24 protein-coding genes are annotated in these 25,402 nt (G+C 31.8%); 5 read left to right on the forward strand and 19 right to left on the reverse strand.

Going from position 1 to position 25,402, the window contains the following annotated elements; translation table 11 throughout:
* The 10 genes from pcp to RIN63_RS13180 form a co-directional block, all read right to left on the reverse strand.
* Window positions 1-612 carry a pyroglutamyl-peptidase I gene (pcp, locus tag RIN63_RS13135; protein ID WP_310445195.1) on the reverse strand — a complete coding sequence of 204 codons (612 nt, stop codon included), beginning with the start codon at window positions 610-612 and terminating at the stop codon, window positions 1-3.
* A complete protein-coding gene (locus RIN63_RS13140; protein ID WP_310445196.1) occupies window positions 609-1,649 on the reverse strand; it encodes a biotin-dependent carboxyltransferase family protein in 1,041 nt (346 codons plus the stop codon). Before RIN63_RS13140 ends, pcp begins: the two co-directional genes overlap by 4 nt.
* Window positions 1,636-2,343: a 5-oxoprolinase subunit PxpB gene (gene pxpB, locus RIN63_RS13145; protein WP_310445197.1), complete on the reverse strand. Its 708-nt coding sequence runs from the start codon at window positions 2,341-2,343 to the stop codon at window positions 1,636-1,638. The genes RIN63_RS13140 and pxpB overlap by 14 nt, the downstream gene beginning before the upstream one ends.
* Before the next feature lie 14 nt (window positions 2,344-2,357).
* Window positions 2,358-3,128, reverse strand: coding sequence for a 5-oxoprolinase subunit PxpA (locus RIN63_RS13150; RefSeq protein WP_310445198.1), 771 nt, complete (start codon window positions 3,126-3,128; stop codon window positions 2,358-2,360).
* A 95-nt stretch (window positions 3,129-3,223) separates the two neighbouring features.
* Window positions 3,224-3,523: a hypothetical protein gene (locus RIN63_RS13155; protein ID WP_310445199.1), complete on the reverse strand. Its 300-nt coding sequence runs from the start codon at window positions 3,521-3,523 to the stop codon at window positions 3,224-3,226.
* A complete protein-coding gene (locus RIN63_RS13160) occupies window positions 3,524-4,867 on the reverse strand; it encodes an acyclic terpene utilization AtuA family protein (protein ID WP_310445200.1) in 1,344 nt (447 codons plus the stop codon).
* An 11-nt stretch (window positions 4,868-4,878) separates the two neighbouring features.
* On the reverse strand, window positions 4,879-6,201 hold the full coding sequence (locus RIN63_RS13165; protein WP_310445201.1) for a citrate:proton symporter: 1,323 nt from the start codon (window positions 6,199-6,201) through the stop codon (window positions 4,879-4,881).
* A 208-nt stretch (window positions 6,202-6,409) separates the two neighbouring features.
* On the reverse strand, window positions 6,410-7,753 hold the full coding sequence (locus RIN63_RS13170; protein WP_310445202.1) for a sigma 54-interacting transcriptional regulator: 1,344 nt from the start codon (window positions 7,751-7,753) through the stop codon (window positions 6,410-6,412).
* Window positions 7,754-7,811: 58 nt separating this feature from the next.
* A complete protein-coding gene (gene trmB / locus RIN63_RS13175) occupies window positions 7,812-8,477 on the reverse strand; it encodes a tRNA (guanosine(46)-N7)-methyltransferase TrmB (protein WP_310445203.1) in 666 nt (221 codons plus the stop codon).
* A 60-nt stretch (window positions 8,478-8,537) separates the two neighbouring features.
* On the reverse strand, window positions 8,538-10,169 hold the full coding sequence (locus RIN63_RS13180; protein WP_310445204.1) for a diguanylate cyclase: 1,632 nt from the start codon (window positions 10,167-10,169) through the stop codon (window positions 8,538-8,540).
* Between the two features lie 265 nt (window positions 10,170-10,434).
* On the opposite strand from RIN63_RS13180, the gene RIN63_RS13185 reads away from it, so the two are divergent.
* Together RIN63_RS13185 and RIN63_RS13190 are read left to right on the forward strand one after the other, a co-directional pair.
* On the forward strand, window positions 10,435-10,932 hold the full coding sequence (locus tag RIN63_RS13185) for a hypothetical protein (protein ID WP_310445205.1): 498 nt from the start codon (window positions 10,435-10,437) through the stop codon (window positions 10,930-10,932).
* Window positions 10,933-10,948: 16 nt separating this feature from the next.
* Entirely contained in the window at window positions 10,949-11,740 is a 792-nt protein-coding gene (locus RIN63_RS13190) for a Cof-type HAD-IIB family hydrolase (protein WP_310445206.1), read from the forward strand.
* A gap of 105 nt (window positions 11,741-11,845) precedes the next feature.
* On the opposite strand, the gene RIN63_RS13195 is transcribed toward RIN63_RS13190, so the two are convergent.
* Window positions 11,846-12,370, reverse strand: a complete 525-nt coding sequence (locus RIN63_RS13195; protein WP_310445207.1) for an N-acetylmuramoyl-L-alanine amidase — start codon at window positions 12,368-12,370, stop codon at window positions 11,846-11,848.
* Between the two features lie 291 nt (window positions 12,371-12,661).
* On the opposite strand from RIN63_RS13195, the gene RIN63_RS13200 reads away from it, so the two are divergent.
* Genes RIN63_RS13200 through RIN63_RS13210 form a run of 3 tightly spaced genes read left to right on the forward strand, consistent with a single transcriptional unit; the run spans window position 12,662 to window position 16,248 of the window.
* Window positions 12,662-14,011, forward strand: coding sequence for an MBOAT family O-acyltransferase (locus RIN63_RS13200; protein WP_310445208.1), 1,350 nt, complete (start codon window positions 12,662-12,664; stop codon window positions 14,009-14,011).
* On the forward strand, window positions 13,980-15,026 hold the full coding sequence (locus tag RIN63_RS13205; RefSeq protein ID WP_310445209.1) for a DUF1574 family protein: 1,047 nt from the start codon (window positions 13,980-13,982) through the stop codon (window positions 15,024-15,026). Before RIN63_RS13200 ends, RIN63_RS13205 begins: the two co-directional genes overlap by 32 nt.
* A gap of 34 nt (window positions 15,027-15,060) precedes the next feature.
* Window positions 15,061-16,248 (forward strand): DHHW family protein, encoded by a 1,188-nt coding sequence (locus RIN63_RS13210; RefSeq protein WP_310445210.1) that lies wholly within the window; start codon window positions 15,061-15,063, stop codon window positions 16,246-16,248.
* 39 nt (window positions 16,249-16,287) lie between these two features.
* Here RIN63_RS13210 and RIN63_RS13215 read toward each other — a convergent pair whose 3' ends face one another.
* From RIN63_RS13215 to RIN63_RS13250, 8 genes are all read right to left on the reverse strand, one after another.
* Window positions 16,288-17,358, reverse strand: a complete 1,071-nt coding sequence (locus RIN63_RS13215) for an acyltransferase family protein (protein ID WP_310445211.1) — start codon at window positions 17,356-17,358, stop codon at window positions 16,288-16,290.
* Window positions 17,359-17,463: 105 nt separating this feature from the next.
* Window positions 17,464-19,335 carry a nucleoside-diphosphate sugar epimerase/dehydratase gene (locus tag RIN63_RS13220; RefSeq protein WP_310445212.1) on the reverse strand — a complete coding sequence of 624 codons (1,872 nt, stop codon included), beginning with the start codon at window positions 19,333-19,335 and terminating at the stop codon, window positions 17,464-17,466.
* Window positions 19,336-19,431: 96 nt separating this feature from the next.
* Window positions 19,432-20,985 (reverse strand): murein biosynthesis integral membrane protein MurJ, encoded by a 1,554-nt coding sequence (murJ, locus tag RIN63_RS13225; RefSeq protein WP_310445213.1) that lies wholly within the window; start codon window positions 20,983-20,985, stop codon window positions 19,432-19,434.
* A 91-nt stretch (window positions 20,986-21,076) separates the two neighbouring features.
* On the reverse strand, window positions 21,077-21,835 hold the full coding sequence (locus RIN63_RS13230) for an acylneuraminate cytidylyltransferase family protein (RefSeq protein ID WP_310445214.1): 759 nt from the start codon (window positions 21,833-21,835) through the stop codon (window positions 21,077-21,079).
* A 1-nt stretch (window position 21,836) separates the two neighbouring features.
* A complete protein-coding gene (locus RIN63_RS13235; RefSeq protein WP_310445215.1) occupies window positions 21,837-22,763 on the reverse strand; it encodes a Gfo/Idh/MocA family oxidoreductase in 927 nt (308 codons plus the stop codon).
* A gap of 2 nt (window positions 22,764-22,765) precedes the next feature.
* Window positions 22,766-23,752, reverse strand: a complete 987-nt coding sequence (locus RIN63_RS13240) for a Gfo/Idh/MocA family oxidoreductase (RefSeq protein WP_310445216.1) — start codon at window positions 23,750-23,752, stop codon at window positions 22,766-22,768.
* A 36-nt stretch (window positions 23,753-23,788) separates the two neighbouring features.
* A complete protein-coding gene (locus RIN63_RS13245) occupies window positions 23,789-24,451 on the reverse strand; it encodes a PIG-L family deacetylase (RefSeq protein WP_310445217.1) in 663 nt (220 codons plus the stop codon).
* A 9-nt stretch (window positions 24,452-24,460) separates the two neighbouring features.
* Window positions 24,461-25,399: a GNAT family N-acetyltransferase gene (locus RIN63_RS13250; RefSeq protein ID WP_310445218.1), complete on the reverse strand. Its 939-nt coding sequence runs from the start codon at window positions 25,397-25,399 to the stop codon at window positions 24,461-24,463.
* Window positions 25,400-25,402: the final 3 nt, after the last annotated feature.

Below are 25,402 nucleotides of genomic sequence, written 5' to 3' on the forward strand. Positions count from 1 at the left end.
TTATTCCTTGCTTAATATACTAGTTTCTATTGCAATTGTAAGTCCCTTTACAATATAGTCTAAGGACATGCTAGGAGCCATTCCTTTGTTGATTACTTGCTCTGGAATATATGGTATATGGATAAACCCACCTACTATATTGTTATATTTCTTGTCAATATTATAAAGCAAGCTATACATAATATGATTACAGACATAAGTACCAGCTGAATTAGATATTTCACAAGGGATTTTATTTTCCTTTAATTTATTTAATATTGCTTTAATAGGTAAAGTTGAAAAATATCCTACATCTCCACCTTTAACTATGGTCTCGTCAAGAGGTTGATTACCTCCATTATCTGCTATTCCTGCATCATCAATATTGATGGCCACCCTTTCGATACTAATCTTATCTCTCCCACCTGCTTGCCCCACACAAATAACTATATCTGGATCTTCCTTTTCCAAGGCTATCTCCAATATTTCTCTAGACTTTCCAAATACTGTAGGCAATTCTAGTTTAACTATTTTAGCTCCTAATAACTCATCTTTTAGCATCTTTACTGCCTCAAGAGCTGGATTTACCTCTTCTCCTCCAAAGGGCTCAAACCCTGTAACTAATACCTTCATAATATCTCTCCTCTCATTTCTATAATATCCACTTTATAATTTGATTTATCAATTTTTAGATTGAACTTTCTTATTTCATTAAATTCAAAGCTATTATCCTTAACAATAGATTTAATTTCCTTAAATCTATTTTCATATTCCCTATATAATCTATGGGCTTCTTTCAGGGAAATAGCTGTAAAATTAATAGAATCACCCGGCCTCATTTGGGCTAATACGCTTAGGTCTGGAGTAATGACTGTAGCAATCTTAGTATATCCTCCAGTAGTAGCCCTATCAGCCATCATAATAATTGGAAATCCATGACCCGGCACTTGTATTGAACCAAAGACTATACCATCAGAAATAATATCCGCTCCTGAAATATGCTCAATTTGTGGTCCATTTAGTCTATATCCCATTCTATCAGCCTGGGAACTGATGGTATATTTTGAAGATAAAAAAGTCTCAATTCCCTTTTTTGTAAAGTAATCATCCTGAGGACCCATGATTACCCTAATTTCCTTTTCCTTGCCATATAGAGGTATAAATGAAGATGCTAAATAAGAACCTGTATTACTTAACTCCCCATTGCCTAAATTAATCTCATCACCATTTTCCAATTTTCTCCCCTTATATCCACCTAATTTGCCTCTAGTAAAAGTTGATCTGCTAGCCATTATCTCAGGTATATCCAGTCCCCTACTAAAGGATATATAGGATCTAAAACCACTACTTGCAGGAGAGAAGCTAAGAATGTCTCCTTCCTTTACCTTTATACTAGTCCACTTTGGTATTGGCTCTCCGTTGATTCTAGGGCTCATATTTCCCCCAGTAATACTAATGATTTCATCGCAATCAAAGATAATCTCAGGTCCTAAAAAAGTACTCTCAAGAACTGCCGAATCCTCAGGATTTCCCACTAAAATATTTGCAACTCTACTGGCAAAATCATCCATAGATCCAGCTACAGATATACCAAATCCTTCATATCCCCATCTACCCTTATCTTGAACAGTAGTAAAAGTCCCTGATTTAATGATTCTAATCTTTGTCATAGACTTCACCATCCTTAATACTCCTCAAATATTCAACCTCACCAATAGGCACAAATCTCACATAATCCCCTGCCTTTAACAATACTGGAGGATTTTCTGTAGGATTATATAGACTAAGAGGACTCCACCCAATTAGCTGCCACCCTCCAGGACTATCTATTGGATAAATTCCAGTTTGCTTTCCTGCTATACCAACAGAACCAGCAGCTATATTAACTCTTGGTACCTCAAGTCTAGGAGTCTCTATCCTTTCACTCATACCACCTAAATATCCAAATCCTGGGGTAAAGCCTAGCATATAAACAAGATAATCTGTTGAACTGTGTATTTTTATTACATCTTCCACACTAAGATTATTATATTTAGCTACAAATTCAATATCTGGACCATATTTCCCACCATAAATAGTTGGAATCTCTATAATCCTAATATCTGTAGAGCTATAGTTAGCTATATCTTCTTCCATCTCTTTAATAGCATTAATCAATTCACTGTATTTCAATACCATAGGGTCATAGATTATCTGAACTGACCGATAGGTAGGAAGTATCCCTATTATACCCTCCATACCAATATTATCAATAGACTTAACCATGTTACGAACCTTAGTATTAATCTCTGGGCTAATACCATTACCAAATTCAACTATTACAGCCCTATCACCTGCAGGAATATATTTTGTACTTTCATACATCTTATCACCAGCTTCTATATAAATTCTCCAAGCTTCTTAACTTGGATTCCTGACTTAATTAAGTTCTCTTTAATATATCTTACAAAATCAACAGCCATAGGATTATCTCCATGAACACATATAGAATCAGCCACTATAGAAATTTCTTTACCATTAATAGTATCTACTGATCCTTCTAAGACCATCTTTTTAATCCTTTGAAAAGCCTCTTCTTTATCATGGATAAATGCACCGGGCAAGTTTCTATTAACTAAAGTCCCATCATCATTATATCCTCTATCTGCAAATACTTCTTGAGCAACCTTTAGCCCCTTTTCAGCTGCCCGTTTAGCTAAATAACTACCACTTAAAGCAAGAAGGATGATATCTTTGTCCACATCTAGTATTCCGTTGATGATTTCCTCAGCTATTTCTGCTTTCACAGATGCCATATTATAGAAAGCTCCGTGCAGCTTCATATGTTGAACCTTACCACCATTGGCCTTAGCAAAAGCAGATAATGCACCCAATTGATAAATCATATAAGATCTTGCTTCTTTGGGACTAATGTCCATATTTCTCCTACCAAAGCCCATGAAATCAGCATATCCAGGATGAGCACCAATACCTACATTATGATTTATAGCTTCTATGACAGTATGCTCCATGATAAGTGGATCACCAGCATGCCACCCACAGGCAATATTCACAGAACTTACCTGCTGAATAATTTCATCATCCATACCTAAAACATAGGAGCCAAACCCCTCCCCAATGTCAGAGTTTAAGTCTACTACATTCCTCATCACAATCCCTCCATCTGACTTCTTACTGATATTATATCATTTTCTTGGTTTTATGGGTACAAAAAAGGGACAGTAATCACTGTCCCTTTGTCCCACTATATTTCCATATCTAATAAAAATGAACTTAAGCTTTTACCATGCTTGTCTAATGAAAGGCTTCTAGTTACTCCACCACCTAAAGCTTCTTGCATAACAAAGTTTAATGCTCCTAATTGAGGTAGTTCGTATCTAACTACTTCTCCTTTTACTATGTCTTTAAAATGTTTCTTTACTGCTTCAGCAGTGATTTTTTCCTTAACCATTTGAAAATCATCTATATTGTATACAATAAGTGAAAGATTGGAAATATTTCCTTTGTCGCCTGTTCTAGAATGTGCTATATCCCATAATTTCATTTATTTCACCTCCAACATATGGACTTGAATATCTACATCTTTTTTAGGAATTAGTATAGATGCAACTGATATAATCTCAGATACTTTCTTTGTTGCACCGCCACCTCCTGCTGGACCATTTGTATATAAAGTCTCTACTTCTTCTCCAATTTTTGCAGCTATGGCTTTATCTGTAGATCTAGCAGCTACTCTAACTCTTACTTCCTCGTAGGAAGTTGGAGACTTATCTGTATTCCAATAAAGACTATTTGCCCCCATAATATCATATTTAACTTCATCTAATTCTAATCCTCTTAACTTAAGTCTTTCTTTAACTATGTCTAAAGCAAGTAAGCCTCTTTCATAGGCCCCTGGTCCACCATAAGAGATTTCCCCTTCACCTATGAAGCAATCTTTATATCCTATAGATACCTTGTAAGAATCTGTTTTTTCCTTACCTGTTACTCCCTTTACTAAGACAACATCCTTTTCAACTTCCTCAAACTCTACCTTTGAAAAGTCTGCAATTACATCTGGTGTTATATAGTTTGCAGGGTCATGGATTTCATACAAAAGTTGTTCTGTAAGAGTATGTCTTGTTACCTCTCCACCTGAACCTTCTACTTTAGTTATAAAGAAGCTTCCATCCTCTGATACTTCTGCTATTGGGAACCCTAAGTTAGCAAGACCTTTTACATCTTTTTTACCAGGTTCCGCATAGTATCCACCTGTTGCCTGTCCACCACACTCAAGTAAATGTCCTACAGCAGTAGCTTTTCCTAGTAAATCATAATTATCTAAAGACCATCCAAATTCATGGATAAGTGGTGCTATAAATATTGCTGGGTCTGATACTCTACCTGTAATTACCACATCTGCACCCATTTCCAAGGCTTTAACAATTCCCTCTGCCCCTATATATGCATTTGCTGATATAATTTCTCCATCTAATAATTCAAGTTTTTCTCCTGTTTCCCAAACCTTAACATCATTATAAGAATTTATATTGTTACCTACATCGTCTCCAGTTACAGCTGCAATTTTCAGACCTTCAATACCTAAAGATTTAGCTATTTTATATACGGCTTCTGCTCCTGCTTCTGGATTTGCAGCTCCCATATTAGTTATTACTTTTACCTTGTTTTTCCATGCTAAAGGTAGAACATTTTCCATTCTATATTCTAATAATCCGTTATATCCTTTTTGGGGATTCTTTAACTTTTCCTGTTGAGCAATTGCAATTGTTCTTTCTGCTAAACATTCAAAGCTTATATAGTCTAAATTACCTTTTTCTAGAAGCTCTAAGGCTGGTTCTAATCTATCTCCAGCATATCCAGCTCCACTTCCTATTCTTAACTTTTTCATAGTTATCCTCCTTAAATGATAATTGCACCTACTACTATTGAAACTATAAGCATTACTATAGTGATTGTAAATGCATATGGTATTGTTTTCTTTTGATGCTCACCAAAGTCAACTCCTGCAAGACCTACTAGTAGGAAAGTTGCTGGTGTAAGTGGTGATACTGGGAATCCTGTTGTCATTTGTCCTAACATTGCTGCTCTTGCTATACTTGGCACATCAACTCCGAATCCACTTGCTGTAGATGATAATACTGGTAAAACTCCAAAGTAGAATGAATCTGGATCAAACAATAATGATGCAGGCATAGCAATAATTCCTGTAATTACTGCAAAGTATTTAGCTACTGAGTCAGGGATTATAGCAACTAAAGACTCTGACATGGCAGTAATCATTCCTGAACCTTTCATTATTCCTGTAAAAGCTCCTGCTGCAAACAATACAGAAGCCATTAGGATTGCAGATTTAGCATGAGCATCTACCCTTGCTTTTTGAGTTGATACATTTGGATAGTTAATTACCATAGATAATACAAAGGAAATCATAAATACTACCTCTGGTTTAATTCCATAGTTTCCACCAACTATCAAGCCTACTATTGCTAATAATATCAAGCCTACATTCACTATAAATAAATGTGGTCTTAGAAGTGCTTCCTGATCTTCTGTTAATGCTGGTAACTCTACTTTGCCAACATTTACTTTAGTAATTCCAAGTCTTTTCTTCTCTTTATTTCCTAATATAAATGCGAAAACAAATACAGTTGCTAATCCGAAAAGTAATGGTATGATAACTGGTGAAAATAATTCCATTACATTCATCTCAATAGCAGTTGCTGCCCTAATTGTAGGTCCACCCCATGGTACAATATTCATAGTACCAGCTGCTAGAGCTACTATTGTTGCTAATGTTGTTTTACTCATTCCAACCGCGTCGTATACTGGTAATAATGCAGGAATACAGATTAAGAAAGTAACCGCTCCTGAACCATCAAGGTGAACAATCATTGCTAATACAGCTGTTCCTAAAGCTATTTTCACAGGATCTACACCTATTATAGAAAGTATCTTTTGAATTATAGGTCTAAAAGTTCCTGCATCTGTTAAAATTCCAAAGAACAAAATTGAAAAAATAAACATTACTCCTGTCGCTGCTACAGTACCTATACCAGAGGATATAAAACCTCCAATATCTACAACACTAAAATCAGAGAAAAATGATGCTACTGTTCCTACTGCAACTGGTACTCCTATAAGAGCCACCGTTGGTGAAGCCTTTTTGGTCATTACTAAAATCAGCATAATAATAACAGTTAAAAATCCTAATAATGCTAACATCTTATACTACCTCCTTAAAATTTTTATCACCTATACATATAGCAATTTCCGTGCCAAAGTATAAACACCTTGAAATAGCTATTTGAAGAAAAAAGATTTAAAAGTTTTTCTAATATTTTAGAAATACTTTTAAATCTTTTCTTTAATCCATTGTTGATGCATCATTATAGGGTTTCTAGTTTTTTAGAATAATTCTAGATTTTTAGAATCATTCTGCTAACTTATTATATAAAGTTGCTAAAGAAATTCCTAATTTTTCTGCTACCTTTTTCTTTCCATCTGTTGTATCCCCATATTTGCCCAATTCTTTGAGTATTTCTTTTTTCTCAAATTCCTTTACTCTGTGAGATAAACTACTACTTCTATCAATTTCTTCAAACTCATCTAATAGTTCTGGTAGACACTCTATTGTAATTACTCCATCTTTAGCCTTGAAGGCTGAAAATTCAAGTACATTCTTTAGTTCTCTAACATTACCTGGCCATTTATATCTTTTTAATACCTTCATGGTTTCTTGATCTATTGTAATCTGTCTCTTTAGTGTCTTAGAGATTCTATTTAACTCCTCTAAAACTATAGCTGATATATCTTCTACCCTTTCTCTTAGGGGTGGTATTCTTATAGGGTAAACATTTAACCTATAATATAAATCTGCTCTAAATTTACCTTCCTTTATATATTCCTTAAGATTAGCATTTGAAGCGCATATTATTCGTACATCTACAGGAATGTCTGTAACACTGCCTACTGGTCTAATTATCTTTTCCTGTAATGCTCTTAAAAGTTTTGCTTGAAGTGCTATATCCATTTCAGATATTTCATCTAAAAATAGGGTTCCCTTATTGGCAGCTTCAAAAAGTCCCATCTTACCACCTTTCTTAGCTCCAGTGAAAGCCCCTTCCACATATCCAAATAACTCAGAGTCTAGAATTTCTCCCCTAAAATTAGCACAATTAATAGCTATAAATACTTCATTTTTTCTTAAGCTGGCATTGTGTATGGCATTTGCAAATAGTTCCTTACCAGTTCCCGTTTCAGATTGAAGTAACACAGTCATATCTGTTTCTGCTACTTGCATGGCTGAGCTTTTTATTTCTATCATCTGGTCACTAACGCCTGTTATGGAATCAAAGGTATATCTGGCGCTATTAGCCTTATTTATTCTGATTAACCTCTTTTCCATTCGTTTTTCAAGTTGTTCAATTTGCTTTTTAAAATTAATTGCTTCATTTACAAAAGTAACTATGGAAAGCCCACCTATTACTTTTCCTTCTGAAAAGATAGAGTACATGTTTACAAAATATGATTCATCTTCTTCACTTCTTTCCACATGAAGTAAATTTTCTCCCATTTTTACTATTTCAGGCAGTTGTGCATTTGGCCTTATTTTTTTTAATTCTTGCCCTATTAATTCTTCACGGCTTATTCCAAGAAATTTACAATAGGCTGTATTACCAAAAACAATTTTTCCATTTATATCAATTATATTAATTCCTTCTAACATAGAATCTAAAATTACAGTTAGATTTTCATCTATTATAAGCTTATCCATATTTCTCCTCCATCCAACTTCTTACTGATATTATAGCATTTAGTTGGAAAAATTTAAATTATCCTTTATATTCAGCTAATAAAAACATAATAGGCATTCCCTTAGAAGTAAACTTTTCTTCATATTCAGTTCTTATATTGCCTTCAAAATCACTTTTATGCAAATCATATGAGTGATATTTAATGGTAAATCCACTTGATTGAAAATACTTTATAGAATCCTCAAATATTCCTTTATCATCGGTTTTAAACCAGATTTCAGAGTTTAATTTTAAAAACGATTTATATTTTTCTAAAAAGCTAATATGAGTTAGTCTTCTTCTATGTTGACCTCTCTTTGGCCAAGGATTACAAAAATTAATATAGATTCTAGATATTTCATCTTTATCAAATATATTTTTTATAAAATCTATCTCCATAGGTATCAATCGAACATTTTCAATAGGTTTGTCAACTAAACTTGCTTCTTCTACTGTCCTCTTTGCATAAACAAGAATTTCATCCTTTAAATCTATACCTATAAAGTTTTTATCTGGATTGTTTATAGCATTTTCAGTTATAAACTTTCCTGTACCACAGCCTAACTCAAGATAAATAGGATATGTATTGTTAAATTCCTTGTTCCAGTTACCTTTATACTTATTTAAATCCTCAAAGGGATCTGTTATTACAAAGTTTGCGCTTTCTAGTTCTGGTCTAGCCCATTTCTTTTTACGTACTCTCATATTCCCTCCAATAATATATGTCTTTGAACCACAGGGACGGTTCTCGTGGTTTCCCTGCGGTTACATGTCTTTAAGTATTGTCATATTCTTACCTATCCTTTTAGCTCTATAAAGCTCCCTATCAGCATTCTCCATTATATCTGATATTGACTTGAAATCTGATTTTATACCCATTACTCCCCCTACACTTATGGTTACAGGCTTCTTCTCTTCTCCATCCATATAGTAAAGACCCATATCTTCAACTTCTGTACGTAAAAGATTGCCTAGTGCCAAGGCATCATCATAATCTAGAGCAATAGATATATATACAAACTCCTCTCCTCCATATCTCCCAAAAGAATCACCTCTACTATTCTGAATCCTTGTTATACACTCTGCTATCTTTTTTAAACATATATCTCCTTCAGAATGTCCCCAATAATCATTATATTTTTTAAAATTATCTATATCTATCATAAATAAAACTATAGAGTCTTCCTCTGAGGATATCTCTTCTATAATTTTATTAAGATATATATTAATGCTTCTTCTATTTGATATTCCAGTCAATTCGTCTTCATGAGCTTTCTTTTCAAGGACTTTATTAGCTTGTTTTATCTTTTCTATCTCTTTCCTTTGTCTAGTTATCTCTTCTTCAAGCCTATTATTAATCTGCTCAAATTTATCTGCTGACTGAGCATTTTTAAATTCAATATTTAATATTTCCAACTTAGTTCTAATATTTAAACTCATGATTTCTTCGTTTACATTAGAATGTTTCTTGTAAAATTCAATAGCATTTTTATAATCTTCTTTATTCTCATAGTACTCAGAGATAAGCTTATAGGCTTGACAAAGTTTCTTCTTAGCCCCAACCATCTCTGCAACTTCAACTACCTTTTCATAAAAATACAAGGTCCTTTCAGATCTGCTTTCTATGTACAATTGTGCTATATTTATCAATACATCTATTACATAATATTTATTACTTACATCCTCAAGCCTTTTATAGGATTTGAAATAGTATTGTTCAGCTTTTTCAAAGTCTCCTACTGCATAGTAAACCTTTCCTATTTTATTTTCGATTTCTCCTAAGCTTACCATATCATCTCCATCCATAAGTATACTATGACTTTTGATAAATACCTCTAAAGCCATGTCAAATTCATTTTTTTCAAAATGTATATTACCTATATTTCCTAATATAGCGGCATGGCTTAAAGGATAGTTGTTCACTGTAATATGAACTGCTTTATCATAATACTTAATAGCCTCGTCATATATCTCTGATTCTCTATATATCTCTCCAATATTGTTTAAAACACTACTTAATAAATACTCATCCCTTTCAAGTTCCAGAAGCTCACTTGCTTTGAGAAAATACTTTAAGGATTCTTCATATATGGAGCTATAGAAATATGCAATACCAATTAAATTTAATGCCTTTATCTGCCCAGTAATATGGTTTTTATCTTCAAATATTGCAAGTGCTCTATAGGAATAATCAATCATACTGCTACTATCTGATTTTACTCTACTAGCAAGGGATAATCCAATGAGAGCATAGCCCTCCTCAAGTATCAATGAATTTGTCTTGGCTAGATCATAGGCCTCTTTACATATTTCCATAGACTTGTCTGGATTTACAGATACTATACTCTTTGCATAGTTAAGCTTATTATTTATTTCATCGGATACGGTTTTTTTCATCACTATCAATCCCTTAGTTTTATAATTTACTTCTTATTCATCCATATCATAATTATAACTTCATCTAACAAAAAATGACATAATTATTGATAAGAAACATAAAAATTCTTAAGCTTGACTAAGAATATTACTTTTGACTGGTAGTTATTTCACATATTCTCATTTTATTACATTATAAAACTACTGTTTCGTTCCAAGCAATGTTATAATATATCTAAGCCAAGAAATAAAACGGGTAGAAACACTTAATTAAGGGGGTCTTTTCATGGTCGCAAAGGATGAATCATCTAAGAATTGTATTATGCTAGAATTATTAAAGGAAAACTGGGCTCATGGCCGACATGTTGAAACAGAAAGGCTAGATTTCACTAGTATTTATGTGGCAATTGTGGGTGGTACTTTAGCTTTTATAGGTAGTGATTTTAATATACAAACCATGTGGCCTATTTTTTCTTTTTTACTTATTTTTTCATTTTTAGGCTTTCAACTTTCAAAAAAGTGGGGTAATGTATTTGATGCTCATATGAAAAAAGTCCAAGATATATTACTTGAACTTAAGGATGACGAGATAAAAGGAATAGGTTTTGTGGAACTTCCTAGCTTTAATAAAGAAGACTCTAACTTAAAAGGTTGGAAAAAATTCTTTAATGTCATTAAAAACTGGCGAAGAACTAAAAACTTATTTAATATATTTTATATAATAATGATGATTGTATGGTTTACTTTGCTAATTTTATCTTTTGTTAAGAATTTAATATATTAATATGGAGGTTTTGTATTTGAAGTATAAAATGATAGCCCTAGATATCGATGGAACTCTAGTGGATAAAAATGTTAAGGTACATACTAGCACTATTGAAATAATAAAAAGAGCAATACACAAGGGTATAATAGTAACCTTATCAACCGGTAGAATGTACCCATCTGCTAAGGCAATTGCAGACAAGTTTGGCATAGATTATCCCTTAATCGTATACAATGGTGCTGAAATACGCAATCCAAAGGATAATAGCTTTGCTTTTTCTAAGTATCTACCTTTAGATATATCAAAAGAAATTATTTTATTATGCAAAGAAAATAATCTTTATTTACAATTTTATGAAGAAGATTCTATTGTCGTTGAAAAGATAGTAGATGAAACTAGAATAGATCCAGATTTAGCATTTGCAAAATGCAAGGAGGTAGGAGATCTATCAAAGTATACTTTACAGCCCTGTCCTAAAATGATGATAGTAACAGAACCACACAAAACTTCTGAAGTAGAAAGTTTGTTACTAACTAAATTTAAAGATAAAATACATATAACTCGCTCTAAGCCATATTTAATAGAAATAATCCATCCTATGGTTTCAAAAGCCAATGCTTTAGAAACATTGGCAAATAAATTTAATATTAGTCAAGAAGAAGTCATAGCAATCGGAGATGGTGATAATGATATTGAAATGATAAAATGGGCTGGTCTCGGTATATCCGTTGGAAATGCTACTGAAACCCTTAAAAATTATGCAGATTATGTGACTAGACAAGAATATAACCTTGGAGTTGAAGAAGCTATTAATAAGTTCACTTAGACTATATTCACTGGCTACATCTTTTACTGATTGTCCTGTTAATACTAGTTCTGCAATCAGCGGGACAGAGGGACAGGAGTTGTGTCCCACACAACTCCTGTCCCTTTACTTTGTCCCTAATATAATTGCTTTTGATATTTGATGTACTATTTCCTTTCTCTTGTAATCAAATATAGCATTGTCTCCAGAATTATCTATGAATCCTATTTCAATCAGTAGAGCAGGCATCTTAGTTTTTTTCAGCACATAGAAATCAGCTGTCCTTACTCCTCTACTTCTAAATCCACATATTTCTAAATTCTTCTGTATTTCATTAGCCAATTGTCTAGCTCGTATAGATGGATTTGTATAGACAAAGGTTTCCACTCCATTTGCTTCTTCAGGTCTAAAAGCATTTCTATGGAAGGAAATAAAATAATCATAGTTTCCATTGTTGGCATTGATGCATCTTTCTTCTAATCCTACTGTCACATCGGCCCCTCTTATTTCATCTACCTCTAGACCAAATATCCTAAGCCTCTTAGCTATTTCCATTCCAATACTTAAATTGTCCATGGATTCTTTTCTTCCCCTATATACAGCCCCAGGATCCCTACCACCATGACCATAATCAAAACATATTCTAACCATAATATATCCTCCTAATTATTATTTATATAATAAATAGAAGGAGGATGGGAAAATTACTATTGGAAGGTATGCAAAAAGGGACAGTACTCCTGTCCCTCTGTCCCGGTTCTGCTTGATAATATATGCTAAATACCATATAATACTATTATGAAAAATAATCTATGAGGTGCCATTATGTTATTTAACTCTCTACATTTTCTAGCATTTTTTATTCTCGTAACTGTAGTTTATTATTGCCTACCCCACAAGTATAGGTGGGTTTTACTTTTAATTAGCTCCTATTATTTCTATATGGCTTGGAAGCCTGCATATATACTATTAATACTACTATGTACAATAATAAACTATATTGCAGCTTTAATGATAGATAAACTTGAAAGCAAAGACCTTCGAAAGTTCTGGTTGGTTCTAAGTTTGGGTATTAGTTTCGGAGTATTAATTGTTTATAAATACTTTTCTTTCCTCAATGAATCTTTAAGAGGGATCTTTACATACTTTAGCTTTAGCTATCCTCTTGGACATTTTGATATATTACTTCCAATGGGAATTTCCTTTTATACTTTTCAAACCTTGAGTTATACTATAGATGTATATAGGGGAGATATTGAAGCTGAAAAAAACTTTTTTATGCTGTCTTTGTATGTAACCTTTTTCCCACAGCTTGTTGCAGGACCTATTGAACGTTCAGATAGATTATTACCTCAGCTTAAAGAAAAGGTTTCCTTCGATATTGATAGGGTCTTAGATGGTATAAAAATTATGTTATTAGGCTTTTTCAGAAAAATAGTAATAGCAGATAGATTAGCTGTGGCCGTTAATGCAGTATATAACTCTCCAGAGGATTTCTCTGGGATATACTATATTATTGCTACCATATTGTTTGCCTTTCAAATATATTGTGATTTCTCTGGCTACTCGGAAATAGCCCTAGGGGCAGCAAAAGTATTAGGCATAGATTTAATGAAAAACTTTGATAGACCATATTTCTCCAAAAGTATACCAGAGTTCTGGAGAAGGTGGCATATTTCCCTATCCACTTGGTTTAGAGACTATCTATATATACCCTTAGGTGGAAACAGGGTAAGCAAGCCAAGATATTACTTTAACACTATGCTTACATTTTTGCTTAGTGGCCTTTGGCATGGCGCAAGCTGGACCTTTGTTATTTGGGGAGGATTACATGGCATGTATCAAATTGTTGGCAAAATAACTAGGGATACTCGTTCTAAAGCTAAATCAACTTTAAGACTTGAAAAAACTTTCATTTTGAAAATATTCCAAGTTATATTTACCTTCACTCTAGTATGCTTTACATGGATATTCTTTAGAGCAAATACCATTTCTGATGCCATATATATAATAAGAAACTTGTTCTCTGATATAGATATGTGGAAGGATATAAATTATCTATACAGGGTTGCCAATAATATGGGCTTGAATTATTTTGAATTCTTAGTGGGAATAATATCTATAGCATTACTCCTTATAGGGGAATTCCTTGCTAGAAAAAGGCCACTATATATAAGTCTAAGTAAGTCAAATTTTGTAGTAGAAGGTTCATTTTATATAATATTACTATTAATAATACTAACAATGGGGGTATACTTCAATGCAAACCAATTCATATACTTCCAATTCTAATAAAAAAAGATTTGTTTGGGTAAAGCTAATTCTCTTTATAATTCTTTTATCTATTCTCTTACATTATATTGGGAAGTATTTTGAGGATATTAGCAATAAAAATCAAAGTGTAACGGATTATAAAAAAGCTTGGGCAGAATTCTATGAGATAGAAGCCAATACTCTAGATTTAATCTTCATAGGCTCATCACACTCCTACTGTACTTTTGATCCAGAAATAATAGATGCTGCCTTGGGAACTAATAGCTTTAACTTTGGTTCTCCACTACAACATCCGGACTCAAGCTACTATATTTTAAAGGAAGTACTAAAATATCAAAAACCAAAAACCCTAGTCTTTGAAATCTATTGGGATATGATAGATGATGAGTTTGAGTTAAAACAAGCTGATACAGTTATTAAGGCCATAGATAGCAAGGAATTTGAACAGGAATTTGTGAAAGGTGCTTTTCCCTTAAATGAAGTAGTGAAATATCTTTTTAAGCCAGTTAGATATCAGCAAGATGTCTTTAATTATTGGAATAAGGAATTAAAAGAAAGAACAGAAGAAAATATATCTGTCATAGAGGAAGAACAATCAGCTACACCTGGTGTAAGCTATCATAGGTCTAGAGGCTTTATATATTCAGACATAGTCATACCTGAATCTGAATTCTATGAAACCAATCAATTCGTTGGATTTGACGGAGCTAAATGGGAATATGACGAGACACAAAAATCATACATTGAAAAACTAGTCCAGCTTTCCAAGGATGAGGGGATTGAAGTAATATTTGTAACGGCTCCTATAGCTAATGTATCCATGGAATATATTGAAAACTACAAAGCTCTACATCATAAGATTGCTGATTTTGCCAATGAGCTAAATGTTCCCTATAGAGATTATAATATGGTTAATATGGAGAAAAACCTATTTATTAATGAAAACTTTAGAGACGATGCCCACCTTAACTACGGAGGCGTTCAGATATTCATGGAAGATTTTATAGAATGGTATAGAAATATCAACAATTAATTATTACTATAATATATAAGCTTAAGGAGAAGAAATGAAAAAAATCGGAAAATATAAACTTATAATTCTATTCTTAGCATTTTTATTTACAATCCCAATACTAACAGCAATATCAGGAGATACAAATATCTCAACTATAGAAAATAGGACCTTAGCACCTCTTCCTATTTATAGTAAAGAAAATCTCTTCAATGGAGATTATTTTAACCAATGGGAAAATTATATATCTGATCATATAATAAGCAGAGATTCATTTATCAAATCATATACTCTACTGAACATGAATGTCCTAGGCAAACACAGAATAAATGACATAGTCTTAGGTAGTGATGACACCCTATTACCCTATTATACAGATACATTGTCTCAAAACTTAATTCATTATTATAATAATTTGCCTACCATGGCAGAAAGTCTAGGAGAATTAAGTAAGTTTGTAGAAAGCAATGGAGGGGAACTTCTATTTGTTGGTCTACCAAGCCAATCATCCTTCTTTAGAGACAGATATATTAGCTATTTCTCCAACAAAGATAGCTACCTAGATGAAAGTGAATCTAAGCTCTTTAGTGAATTGGATAAAAATGAAGTCAATTATATCAATATGAATGAAATATTTAGAAATGATTATAAAGAAGATTATTATTTAAAAACAGATCATCATTTTAGCTTCAAGGGATCCTTCAAGACCTATGAGGAGATAATCAAAAAAACAAAGAATGATCTTGAGCTTAACATAGAGTCAGAGATTCCTCTAGATAAATTTGATTTAGTCACTTTGGAAAATCCGATCCAGGGTAGTAGAAATAGACAGCTTTATTACCTAAAGGATATAGATGAAAAATTGACAATAGCATATCATAAGAATGAAATAGAATATGAAAAATATGTAAATGGAGGCTTAGATAATAGGCTATATTATGTAAGTGAAGACCCAAGTGTTAGACCTACTTATGGGGTCTATATGAATGGTGATTTTGCTGAGATAAGCATTGATACCAATAGGGAGGAACTACCAAATTTACTTATCTTTGGAGACTCCTTTACAAATGCCCTTGAACCATTATTATATTATCATTTCAATGAGACTAGAATACTAGACCTTAGACATTATACAAAAATGAATTTATATGAATATATAGATCTTCACAAGCCAGATATGGTTATAATGGTAAGGGATGAATTGAACTATGGAAATCTTAATCACAATGGAATCTTTAAATAAAGATAAAAGCCTCCTAGGATTACCAAAATAACATGCTTATTATTTTGGTACAATTATATTTAACAGTGGTATCTTCTGCAAAATCATTACTATAAAATGTGATAAAATAAATGTAATAACACTTACTAAAGGTATGCCTATTATAGGATTAAAGGAAGCAGCATCTATGGCTATTCCGAGAACTCCTGAGGAGATAATGTTTAGTATTAGTAAATGCACTAAATATATTCCAAAGCTAGTCTTGCTTATACTTGAAATTATCCTTTTTATAATCTTATTATCTCCAATAATCCTATGCCAGTTAATATTCTTAAATAATTCAAATATAGCTATGGCTGTAAACATAACATTGGGAGCATAGTTTGAATACAAATGAGGTACAAAGATTCCCCCATTATTCTTAGTTAATATATATGTTCCGTAGATAGTTACTATCAATCCTAGAAAACCAAGAAAATACAATAGCTTTCTTTGCTTTTTAGAAAGACTATATTTACTAAGATAAAAACCTAATAGATAAAAACCTATTCCCCAATGGAAAAAGCTTAAATTAAAAGCTAGAGTGTATTCAGTGAACTTTTGAGAAAATCCTATTATACCATTTGAAATAAACCAAACCACTATAAAGTATACCAGATTGTCCTTCTTCGCATTATTTACATAAGGTCTTAAGATAGGTGTAACTAAATAAAGCCCAAATATCATATATAGATACCATAAGTGAATGTGTACCTTACCCAAGTAAAAATTCTTAAGAAAAGATAAAATCAAGTCTGCATTCCATTGAATATTTAGCCTATTTACCCACAACATATATATGAAACTCCAAGTAATTAAAGGTATGAAAATTTTTGTGAGTCTCTTCCTTAGAAATGGGACTATCTCTTCTTCCCTACTCTTATCTAACATAAGCTGCCCACTAATTAGTATTAATACAGGTACACTCCATCTAGTAGCAGAGTCTATTATATTTCCTATCCACCACCACTTAATTCCATTGGCATTAATATCTACTACAAATGATGCAGAAATATGTAGTAATACAACTGCAAACACTGAAATAACTCTCAAAATATCTATGTACAAAATCCTATTACTTTCTTTAGCCACTATGATGATCACTCCTTATCCAATAACAACATAATCTTAATTTCATAATATCACACAATGTTAAATATAAACACCTCCTATTCTAAAATAGAAGGTGCACTTTCTTTATATACTAGAATGTGAAAGCTGTGATTCTGTTTCGTACTCGCTTTTGCAATAATTTGGTACTATGGTCTTCACATACTCCTTTATATCCTCATCTGTTCCAGTCTTTATTATTCTATTAGCCTCTTCTAAGGATCTTAGAAGTAGTTTGTAATCTGTAAAGGTTGGTTTCCCTATGAATATCTTATCATGCTTAGTAGCAGATATACCTTCCTCATCTAATAATAGCTCTTCAAATAGTTTTTCTCCAGGTCTAAGGCCTGTGATTTCAATAGGCATGTCTATATTTGGTTCGTAACCAGATAGTCTAATCAAATCCTTGGCTAAATCCAATATTCTAACAGGTTCTCCCATATCTAGTACAAATACCTCTCCACCATTTGCCATGGCACCAGCCTGTATGACTAGCTGCACAGCCTCTGGAATAGTCATAAAATATCTAATTACATCTTGGTGGGTTACAGTAACAGGTCCACCTTCAGCTATTTGCTTCTTAAATAAAGGTATTACACTACCATTACTACCCAGCACATTTCCAAATCTTACAGCAACAAAATCTGTATCACTAATATTATTCATAGATTGAATAATCATCTCACAAATTCTTTTACTAGCTCCCATAATATTCGTAGGATTTACAGCCTTGTCAGTAGATATCATTACAAACTTGTCCACTCCAGCTTTATCAGCAGCTTGGGATAAGTTCAATGTGCCAAATACATTATTCTTTATTGCTTCCTTTGGGCTATCTTCCATCAAAGGCACATGCTTATGAGCAGCAGCATGAAATATTACATTAGGTCTTTCTCTGTCCATCAATTCAATAATTCTATCTTTATCTCTAATAGAAGCAATAAAAGTCTTTAGGTTTAAATCCTTATGCTTTCTCAGTAGTTCATTTTGTATATCATATGCACTATTCTCATATATGTCTAGTATGATTAATTTCTTTGGACTAAATTTTGCAATCTGTCTACAAAGCTCAGAACCAATAGATCCTCCACCACCAGTAACTAATACAGTCTTGTTAGTTAAATATGAACTAATTTCTTTTAAATTGGTCTTTATCTCTTCCCTACCTAATAGGTCTTCAATATCTACTTCTCTAATATTCTTGATACTAACCTTGCCATCTATTAACTCAAACATTCCCGGTACAATCTTGAGCTTGCATTTTGTAGTCTTTGATATCTCAACAATTTCCCTTATCTCTTTCTTAGATGCTGATGGCATAGCAATTATAATTTCATCAATTTTATATTTATCTACTATGACTGGAATATCTGACCTTCTACCAACTACAGGTACCCCATTTATCATTTGTCCTTGCTTCTTTTCACTATCATCAATAATAACTACAGGTCTGCTATTTAGCTGGGTATGATTCTTATATTCACGAATCACCATAGCCCCTGCATCTCCAGCACCAATTATCATTATCTTCTTTTGATTGCCATTCTTAAAAAAATCTCCACTAACAGTACTCATAGCTCTAAAGCTAAACCTAATACCTCCAATAAGTACCATATCAAGTAAAGTAGCTAATACATAAATACTTCTCGGCAAATTGGACTGCATAATAAACATATAGCTCAATATAGCAGCATTAGATATTATACTAGCTGCCACAACATTCATTAATTCCTGAATACTAGCATATTTCCAAGCAGATTTATATAGCTTGAAGTATAAGAATACAATTAGTTTAATTATAGTAATGTAAATGAAATGCTCCTTATACATTGTAAAATATGATAAAAATTGATTTTTAGTTATATCCCCTTCAAACCGAATAAATAAGGCTAATATGTATGATAAATTAATAAGTATGGTATCTAGAAATAATAAAACTATAGCTTGTCTTCGCTTCATGACAATTCTCCTTTGAATTGATTATAAATATGTATAACTCATTATAACAAAGTTGGACAAATATTGCTATATGGAAAAGAGATAAGGCCATAGGCATTATCTCTTGGATTTGTCTTTTATCTTCTTTACAACCATCCTAATTTCCTCAACCTTAAATAAATAACAAAGCACCAAATATACCACAACTCCAACACCTACAGCTACTAATAGTGACATCAAATTATATAGAGTCCCACTGCCCAACGCCCCATACATCCCATGATAAATCATATATGCAACTAAGCCCATCACACCTGATGCTAGTCCTGATTTTAATCCGCATACTATATATGACTTGATACCCATAGGTCCAATCTTTTTTCTTAATCCATATATCATTATTATAGTTGCAATGCTAGTAGCTATACTTGTGGCTAATGCTAGTCCTGAATGAGCCATGAACTTAACTAATATAAGATTTAGTACTATATTTAACCCTACAGATAAGGCTCCATTAATCATTGGGGTCTTGGTATCTTGTAGAGAATAGTATACTCTAGTAAGCAATAGGCGAAGTGCCATAGCTACAAGCCCTGTAGAGTAGAATATTAGTGCCTGTGATGTCATGAAAGTTGCCATGGCATCAAATGCACCCCTTTGGAATGCAATCTCTACAATAGGAGTAGCTAATACTATAAGTCCAACAGTAGCTGGTATTGTGATGAGTAAAATAATATTGATACCATATCCCATTATCTTCTTCATAGAATCATAATTATCACTATTTGACTCCTTTGCAAGCATAGGAAAAATTACAGTAGTAATGGCAGTTATAAATACTCCTAATATAAGGTTATTTAATCTATTTGCATAATTTAAAGCTGATATACTTCCAGACACTAAGTCAGAAGCTAATGTTCTATCTATAATGGCATTTAAATCATTTATAGCTACACCTACTAGTACTGGTAAGCTGAGTAAAACAACCTTAGTTATATGCTTATCCTTTAAGTCAAATTTAAAATTATATTTATATCCAGAACTTCGTGCTTCAGGTATTTGTATTAGAAATTGAGATGCTACAGCTATTACTCCTGCTACCATTAGTCCCTTTATTCCAAATGTACTTGATAAGAATAGTAGGAAAAAAATATACACAAAATTAAATGGAAATCCAATTGCTGAGGTAGAAGTAAATTTTTCTTCAGATTGCAGAAATCCAGACATTACACCAATAATTCCACTAAACAAAATCATGGGAAGTCCTATTCTAGTTAACTGAACAGCTAAATCAAATTGCTCTCCTTCAAAGCCTTTAGCTAGCAATTTCACTATAATAGGTGAACCTAACCATCCCAACATTACCAATATAGCCGAAATAACAAATATTACATTAATCATATTATTTGTATGTTCAATTTTACCTTTTTTCCCTTCTTTAGATTCTATCTCCGAAAGAATAGGAATAAAGGTCGTACTAATTGAACTGCTAAGAAATCCAGTTACTAAACTAGTTGCTGTTAGTGCAACAAAAAAGGTATCAGTTTCCATACCAGAACCAAACTTGGATGCAATTAGAACTTCTCTAAGAAACCCTAGGAGTTTACTTCCTAGGGTAAATATTATCATTATTAGTATCGATTTAGCTGCTTTATTTGATTTATTAGTCATATTTGTCCTCCATTGAAAAACAAGTAATATCATATATTATATTTCATAATTGAATAGACTATCTTATATGCAACAATATCTCTTTTAATATTTACTTAAATCTCTCATTTATGAAATTACTAAGACTACTAAACTCATTTTTTAAAAAATAGGGTGCTAGTAACTCCATAAGTTCAAAATCTTCTTCAGAATCTATATCTAATACTGCTGTATCCCTCATCAATATAATATCAACAATTCCGTCAAATGGAGAAGTCTTAAAAACAGCATATAAACTATCTCTTTTAAAACAATATATTGATGCATTCATATCATATACCGATGGAGCTTGCTGCCTTGCAACAAAATCACTATTTATTATCTTTTTGACCTTATTATCTACAACTTCTACCATATTAAAATATGGATTTCTTCTAGAATGTACAACGGAAAAAACAACATCTAAATCAATAGATTCACTACACCTTGATAAAGCATTTTCAATGTCTTCTACTTTTCTTAGTGGAGATGTAATATCTAAATCTATTACATAATCATATTTAATACTATTTAACTCCTCCATATATTTTAATGAATATAATATAACAGGTATCTTAGGTGAATTATCCTGAGCCAATTCAAGTGGTCTTTTTATTCCAATGATTCCTTTTGTTTCAGTGGCAATGGAAAGCAATTCATCACTATCACTATTTACACATATATCTACTTTACAGTTTGCTTTCTTTTCTTTAAATAGAGTTGCTGAAGCAATAGTATAGTTAATCAATGAAGTTCCTAAAAATTCTCTGATATTTTTATTCTTAACCCCTTTTGATCCAGCTCTTCCACATATAGTTATCAATATATTCATCCTATACCCTCCCAGTCGCAAGTCTTAATACATGATATGCTCTGTTAATATTGTTCTCACCATTTTCTTCATATAGTACTTTGTTAATAAAGTATCTCATTTCATTTACATACATATCTTCATTACCAAATTCTATTGTTTGTCTCCCATCTGAAAAATTTATTTTTTTATTAGTAAAATCACCTATTATATCCCCATTTTTAGTTAATATTTCTATACTTCTTCGTGTTTCTCTTCCAAAATAATCTAGATGTAATTCAATTAATTTATCCTTATATTTTGCTATATAAATAGATAAATCTTCACTGTCAATTTCTAAGTGTGAAAATCTTCCTTGAAAATTAAATACTTCTATCGGAAATCCAAAGAGATAAGTAAGGTAATCCCACTCATGTATTAGATCTATGGAAACACCACCACCTAGGTCTTTCTTTGCACTATATACATTCCTATAATCTATATTCGGACGCCAGTTTGGCAAATAACTTGAGCATATTGATCGAACACTATATATCTTCTCATTCTCTATTATTTTCTTTAGTTCAGTAATCACATTAGAATGAACTAGTGGCCTTGCTACATAATATACTCCGTTTGATTTTAGTTTTAAATTATCTACTTCATATTCCTTTTCATCAAATATTGGTTTCTCTATAAACATATGCTTTGTTTTTTCTTCCATTAACTTTATGGTCTGATAATGCAAAGATGTAGGATTAGTTATAAAAGTAATATCAAAATCATTTGGTATTTTTTCCTCATCAGTAATAATTGAAATAATATTTGATTTTAAATAATCATCAATAAAGCTATTGCTAGTTCTAAAGGCATAAATCTCAACATCAATTCCAATTTCATTAGAAATTTCTATGAAGTTTTTTAGATGTCTCTTTCCTATTGATCCAAGGCCAAAAAAACAAACCTTCATTATTAAACACCTTCTATTTTATCAATTAAATTTAGAGTATACATATCATCCTCAAAAGTATATCTGACATATGGGTCTTTATCTTTGACCATATCAATAAAAATTATCAACTCATCTAAATAAGCATCCTCTATTATACTATCAGCATACCTCATATCCCTTATATATTTAGAATATGTATCAATATCTACTATCTTCTTATCTTCAACACTATATCTTTTCAAACTCTCAGGGTTGCCTTCCCAGAATATATGATTATTCTCAGAGTAAATTTCTAAATTTCTGGTAGCTCTTCTAGATACCACATCAACTGAGAGAACTCCTTTATGGCCATTTTCATGTTCACATGAAATTATGTAACTATCAGGATAATCTAACTGTAACGAACTAATATTGTCTCTAATTACATTAAATTTAATTATTTTTCCAAAGGTATTAATAATCCAAGGTAATTCAATAGCTAACAGTTCACGACATCCGTTAGTTCTTTTATCCCCTACAAAAAAATCCTTATAGTTTTCCCATGGGTGCCAATCAGGTAAATATTGCCCCACATGATACCTATAATGATATTTATCATTGGAGCTACTAATTTCATTTTGAATATATTGTATCTCTTTTCTATACATAAATGTCGAAGAAAGAAATAGTTTTAGATTATTTTTATTTGCTAAGTCTATTATCTCTTGATACCTATCAGTTAAAAGATTGATTTCTGTAAACACATTAAGATTATCTTCAAGACATCTAATTATTATGTCAGAATGTGTAATTGGAGATGTACATATTAATGCGCAGTTTGGTTTCTCAATACTAATAGCTTCATCAAGACTTAAATATGTCTTTATATTATATGTTTTTTCTACTTCTATTCGTCTATCTTCTCTACTATCTACCCCTACAATGCTACAATCATCTGAAAAGTTCTTTGTCAATAAATTAATCCTTCTCTTACCCATTGATCCTAATCCAACAACTAATATTTTCAAAGATTACACCTCATTCTTATTAAAAGTATAACAAATTTACTCTATTCCTTTAACCAAAACAAATGCCTCTGCACTATCAACACCTATAGATGCCCCCCTAATTGTACCATATGCCCTAATATTTCTTTCACTTCTTGGAAATGGATGCTCCGATATTTCGCTTTTAAATATTTTAGCAATTTCTATCTTTTTATCAATATAATTAGAAATATCAACAAAATAATTTGGTTTAAAAGTTGACTCAAAAAAAGCAAATTCTGTCTCAGATGGTGTTTCCATCATTAATATTTTTTTAATGAATGGATATCTAAAACTTTTAGTGCAAGAATAACACAAATCAAATATTATTCTATGGTCTGAATGAACATCACTATGATATGGTAGTACAAGGACATTGGGTTTGACTTCATGAAACACCTTGCTGATTTCCTTGATGATTTTTCCTTCTGGGTATGAATCTAGACCAGCAGGTCTTAATTTCAAATTATAATATCCATTTAAATTGAATGATTTTATCATCCTTTCTATTTCAAGTTCACGCTTACGAATTTCATCTTCACCATAACCGTAAGATATATCCATATGGGTTATGTTTAGAATATAAACTTCATTTCCTTCTGCTTTTTTTCTAAGCATAAGTCCTCCAGCACCTAAAGTTTCATCATCTGGATGAGTTGCAACTATAAGATATTTTTCCATATTTCACCTCTAAAATAAATCTATATCACTCATTGTAATATACCAATTATCAAAATCAAATACCATTTCTTCTAACAAATCTGAAATTCTCCTTACTATAAAATGAAAATACTGTCCATTAGGAAAAAAACCAAATTCTTCAAATATTTTCAATAGTTCTTTATCATGAAACCAAGTATTTATAGAAGAAACTCCTTCATCTTTAAATAAATAAAATGATGCATTAAGTAGTTCCCTCATAACCATATCATTAATTGCTAAAATATCAACTATGTCTCCATTAGTTATTGCATTGCTGATATAATTCTTAATTACAACATATCCCAATACTTTATTATCATCGATGTAAGCAAGAGTTTTATATTCATTCACTGGGTTATCAATAAACCTCCAATTTAAATGTTCAGATTTTCTTGTAGTTATAATTTTATATTTATCTATACATCTTGTAAAAAGATCATTAAATCTTTCATCAAACTTTTCAATATATACACAGCAACTATTAAAGTAATACTCCCTACTTAAACTTTTAGATTCTAGCATAGGTATTTCTTTAATTAACTTAAAATCCAATTTTTCAACAAAACCCTTAACTGAGTTTTCATTTGGAACTCCAAAAATTAAATCTAGTTCCTGAGTACAATTAATTAAATCTTTTGCTAAGTTAGTAAATAAACCTCTTCCTCTATATTCTGGATCTATCATCGTTGTCATAGATAAAGCTGAATTATACTTTATTGCATTAATAAATAATGGAACAGGTGATACTGCATAATGTCCAACAATATTGTCTTCTAAGGCAAGGTTGATTAAATTTTCATATATATTTGGATTATCCATATATCTCCACTTCCAATAATCATAGGACATTTTTCTATCGAAAGATCTCTCAAAAAGATGGAGTATAGATTCTTCATCACCTTTAACATACTTCCTAAAGTTTAACACGGC

It is taken from the genome of Tissierella sp. (genome assembly GCF_031460495.1).
Lineage (GTDB): Bacteria > Bacillota > Clostridia > Tissierellales > Tissierellaceae > JAVKTS01.

Excerpts from the sequence above, each read along its gene's own strand:
- pcp (WP_310445195.1), bottom strand. The coding sequence starts at position 612 with ATGAAGGTATTAGTTACAGGGTTTGAGCCCTTTGGAGGAGAAGAGGTA.
- RIN63_RS13140 (WP_310445196.1), bottom strand. The coding sequence starts at position 1,649 with ATGACAAAGATTAGAATCATTAAATCAGGGACTTTTACTACTGTTCAA.
- pxpB (WP_310445197.1), bottom strand. The coding sequence starts at position 2,343 with ATGTATGAAAGTACAAAATATATTCCTGCAGGTGATAGGGCTGTAATA.
- RIN63_RS13150 (WP_310445198.1), bottom strand. The coding sequence starts at position 3,128 with ATGAGGAATGTAGTAGACTTAAACTCTGACATTGGGGAGGGGTTTGGC.
- RIN63_RS13155 (WP_310445199.1), bottom strand. The coding sequence starts at position 3,523 with ATGAAATTATGGGATATAGCACATTCTAGAACAGGCGACAAAGGAAAT.
- RIN63_RS13160 (WP_310445200.1), bottom strand. The coding sequence starts at position 4,867 with ATGAAAAAGTTAAGAATAGGAAGTGGAGCTGGATATGCTGGAGATAGA.
- RIN63_RS13165 (WP_310445201.1), bottom strand. The coding sequence starts at position 6,201 with ATGTTAGCATTATTAGGATTTTTAACTGTTATTATTATGCTGATTTTA.
- RIN63_RS13170 (WP_310445202.1), bottom strand. The coding sequence starts at position 7,753 with ATGGATAAGCTTATAATAGATGAAAATCTAACTGTAATTTTAGATTCT.
- trmB (WP_310445203.1), bottom strand. The coding sequence starts at position 8,477 with ATGAGAGTACGTAAAAAGAAATGGGCTAGACCAGAACTAGAAAGCGCA.
- RIN63_RS13180 (WP_310445204.1), bottom strand. The coding sequence starts at position 10,169 with ATGAAAAAAACCGTATCCGATGAAATAAATAATAAGCTTAACTATGCA.
- RIN63_RS13185 (WP_310445205.1), top strand. The coding sequence starts at position 10,435 with ATGGTCGCAAAGGATGAATCATCTAAGAATTGTATTATGCTAGAATTA.
- RIN63_RS13195 (WP_310445207.1), bottom strand. The coding sequence starts at position 12,370 with ATGGTTAGAATATGTTTTGATTATGGTCATGGTGGTAGGGATCCTGGG.
- RIN63_RS13200 (WP_310445208.1), top strand. The coding sequence starts at position 12,662 with ATGGCTTGGAAGCCTGCATATATACTATTAATACTACTATGTACAATA.
- RIN63_RS13205 (WP_310445209.1), top strand. The coding sequence starts at position 13,980 with ATGCAAACCAATTCATATACTTCCAATTCTAATAAAAAAAGATTTGTT.
- RIN63_RS13210 (WP_310445210.1), top strand. The coding sequence starts at position 15,061 with ATGAAAAAAATCGGAAAATATAAACTTATAATTCTATTCTTAGCATTT.
- RIN63_RS13220 (WP_310445212.1), bottom strand. The coding sequence starts at position 19,335 with ATGAAGCGAAGACAAGCTATAGTTTTATTATTTCTAGATACCATACTT.
- murJ (WP_310445213.1), bottom strand. The coding sequence starts at position 20,985 with ATGACTAATAAATCAAATAAAGCAGCTAAATCGATACTAATAATGATA.
- RIN63_RS13230 (WP_310445214.1), bottom strand. The coding sequence starts at position 21,835 with ATGAATATATTGATAACTATATGTGGAAGAGCTGGATCAAAAGGGGTT.
- RIN63_RS13235 (WP_310445215.1), bottom strand. The coding sequence starts at position 22,763 with ATGAAGGTTTGTTTTTTTGGCCTTGGATCAATAGGAAAGAGACATCTA.
- RIN63_RS13245 (WP_310445217.1), bottom strand. The coding sequence starts at position 24,451 with ATGGAAAAATATCTTATAGTTGCAACTCATCCAGATGATGAAACTTTA.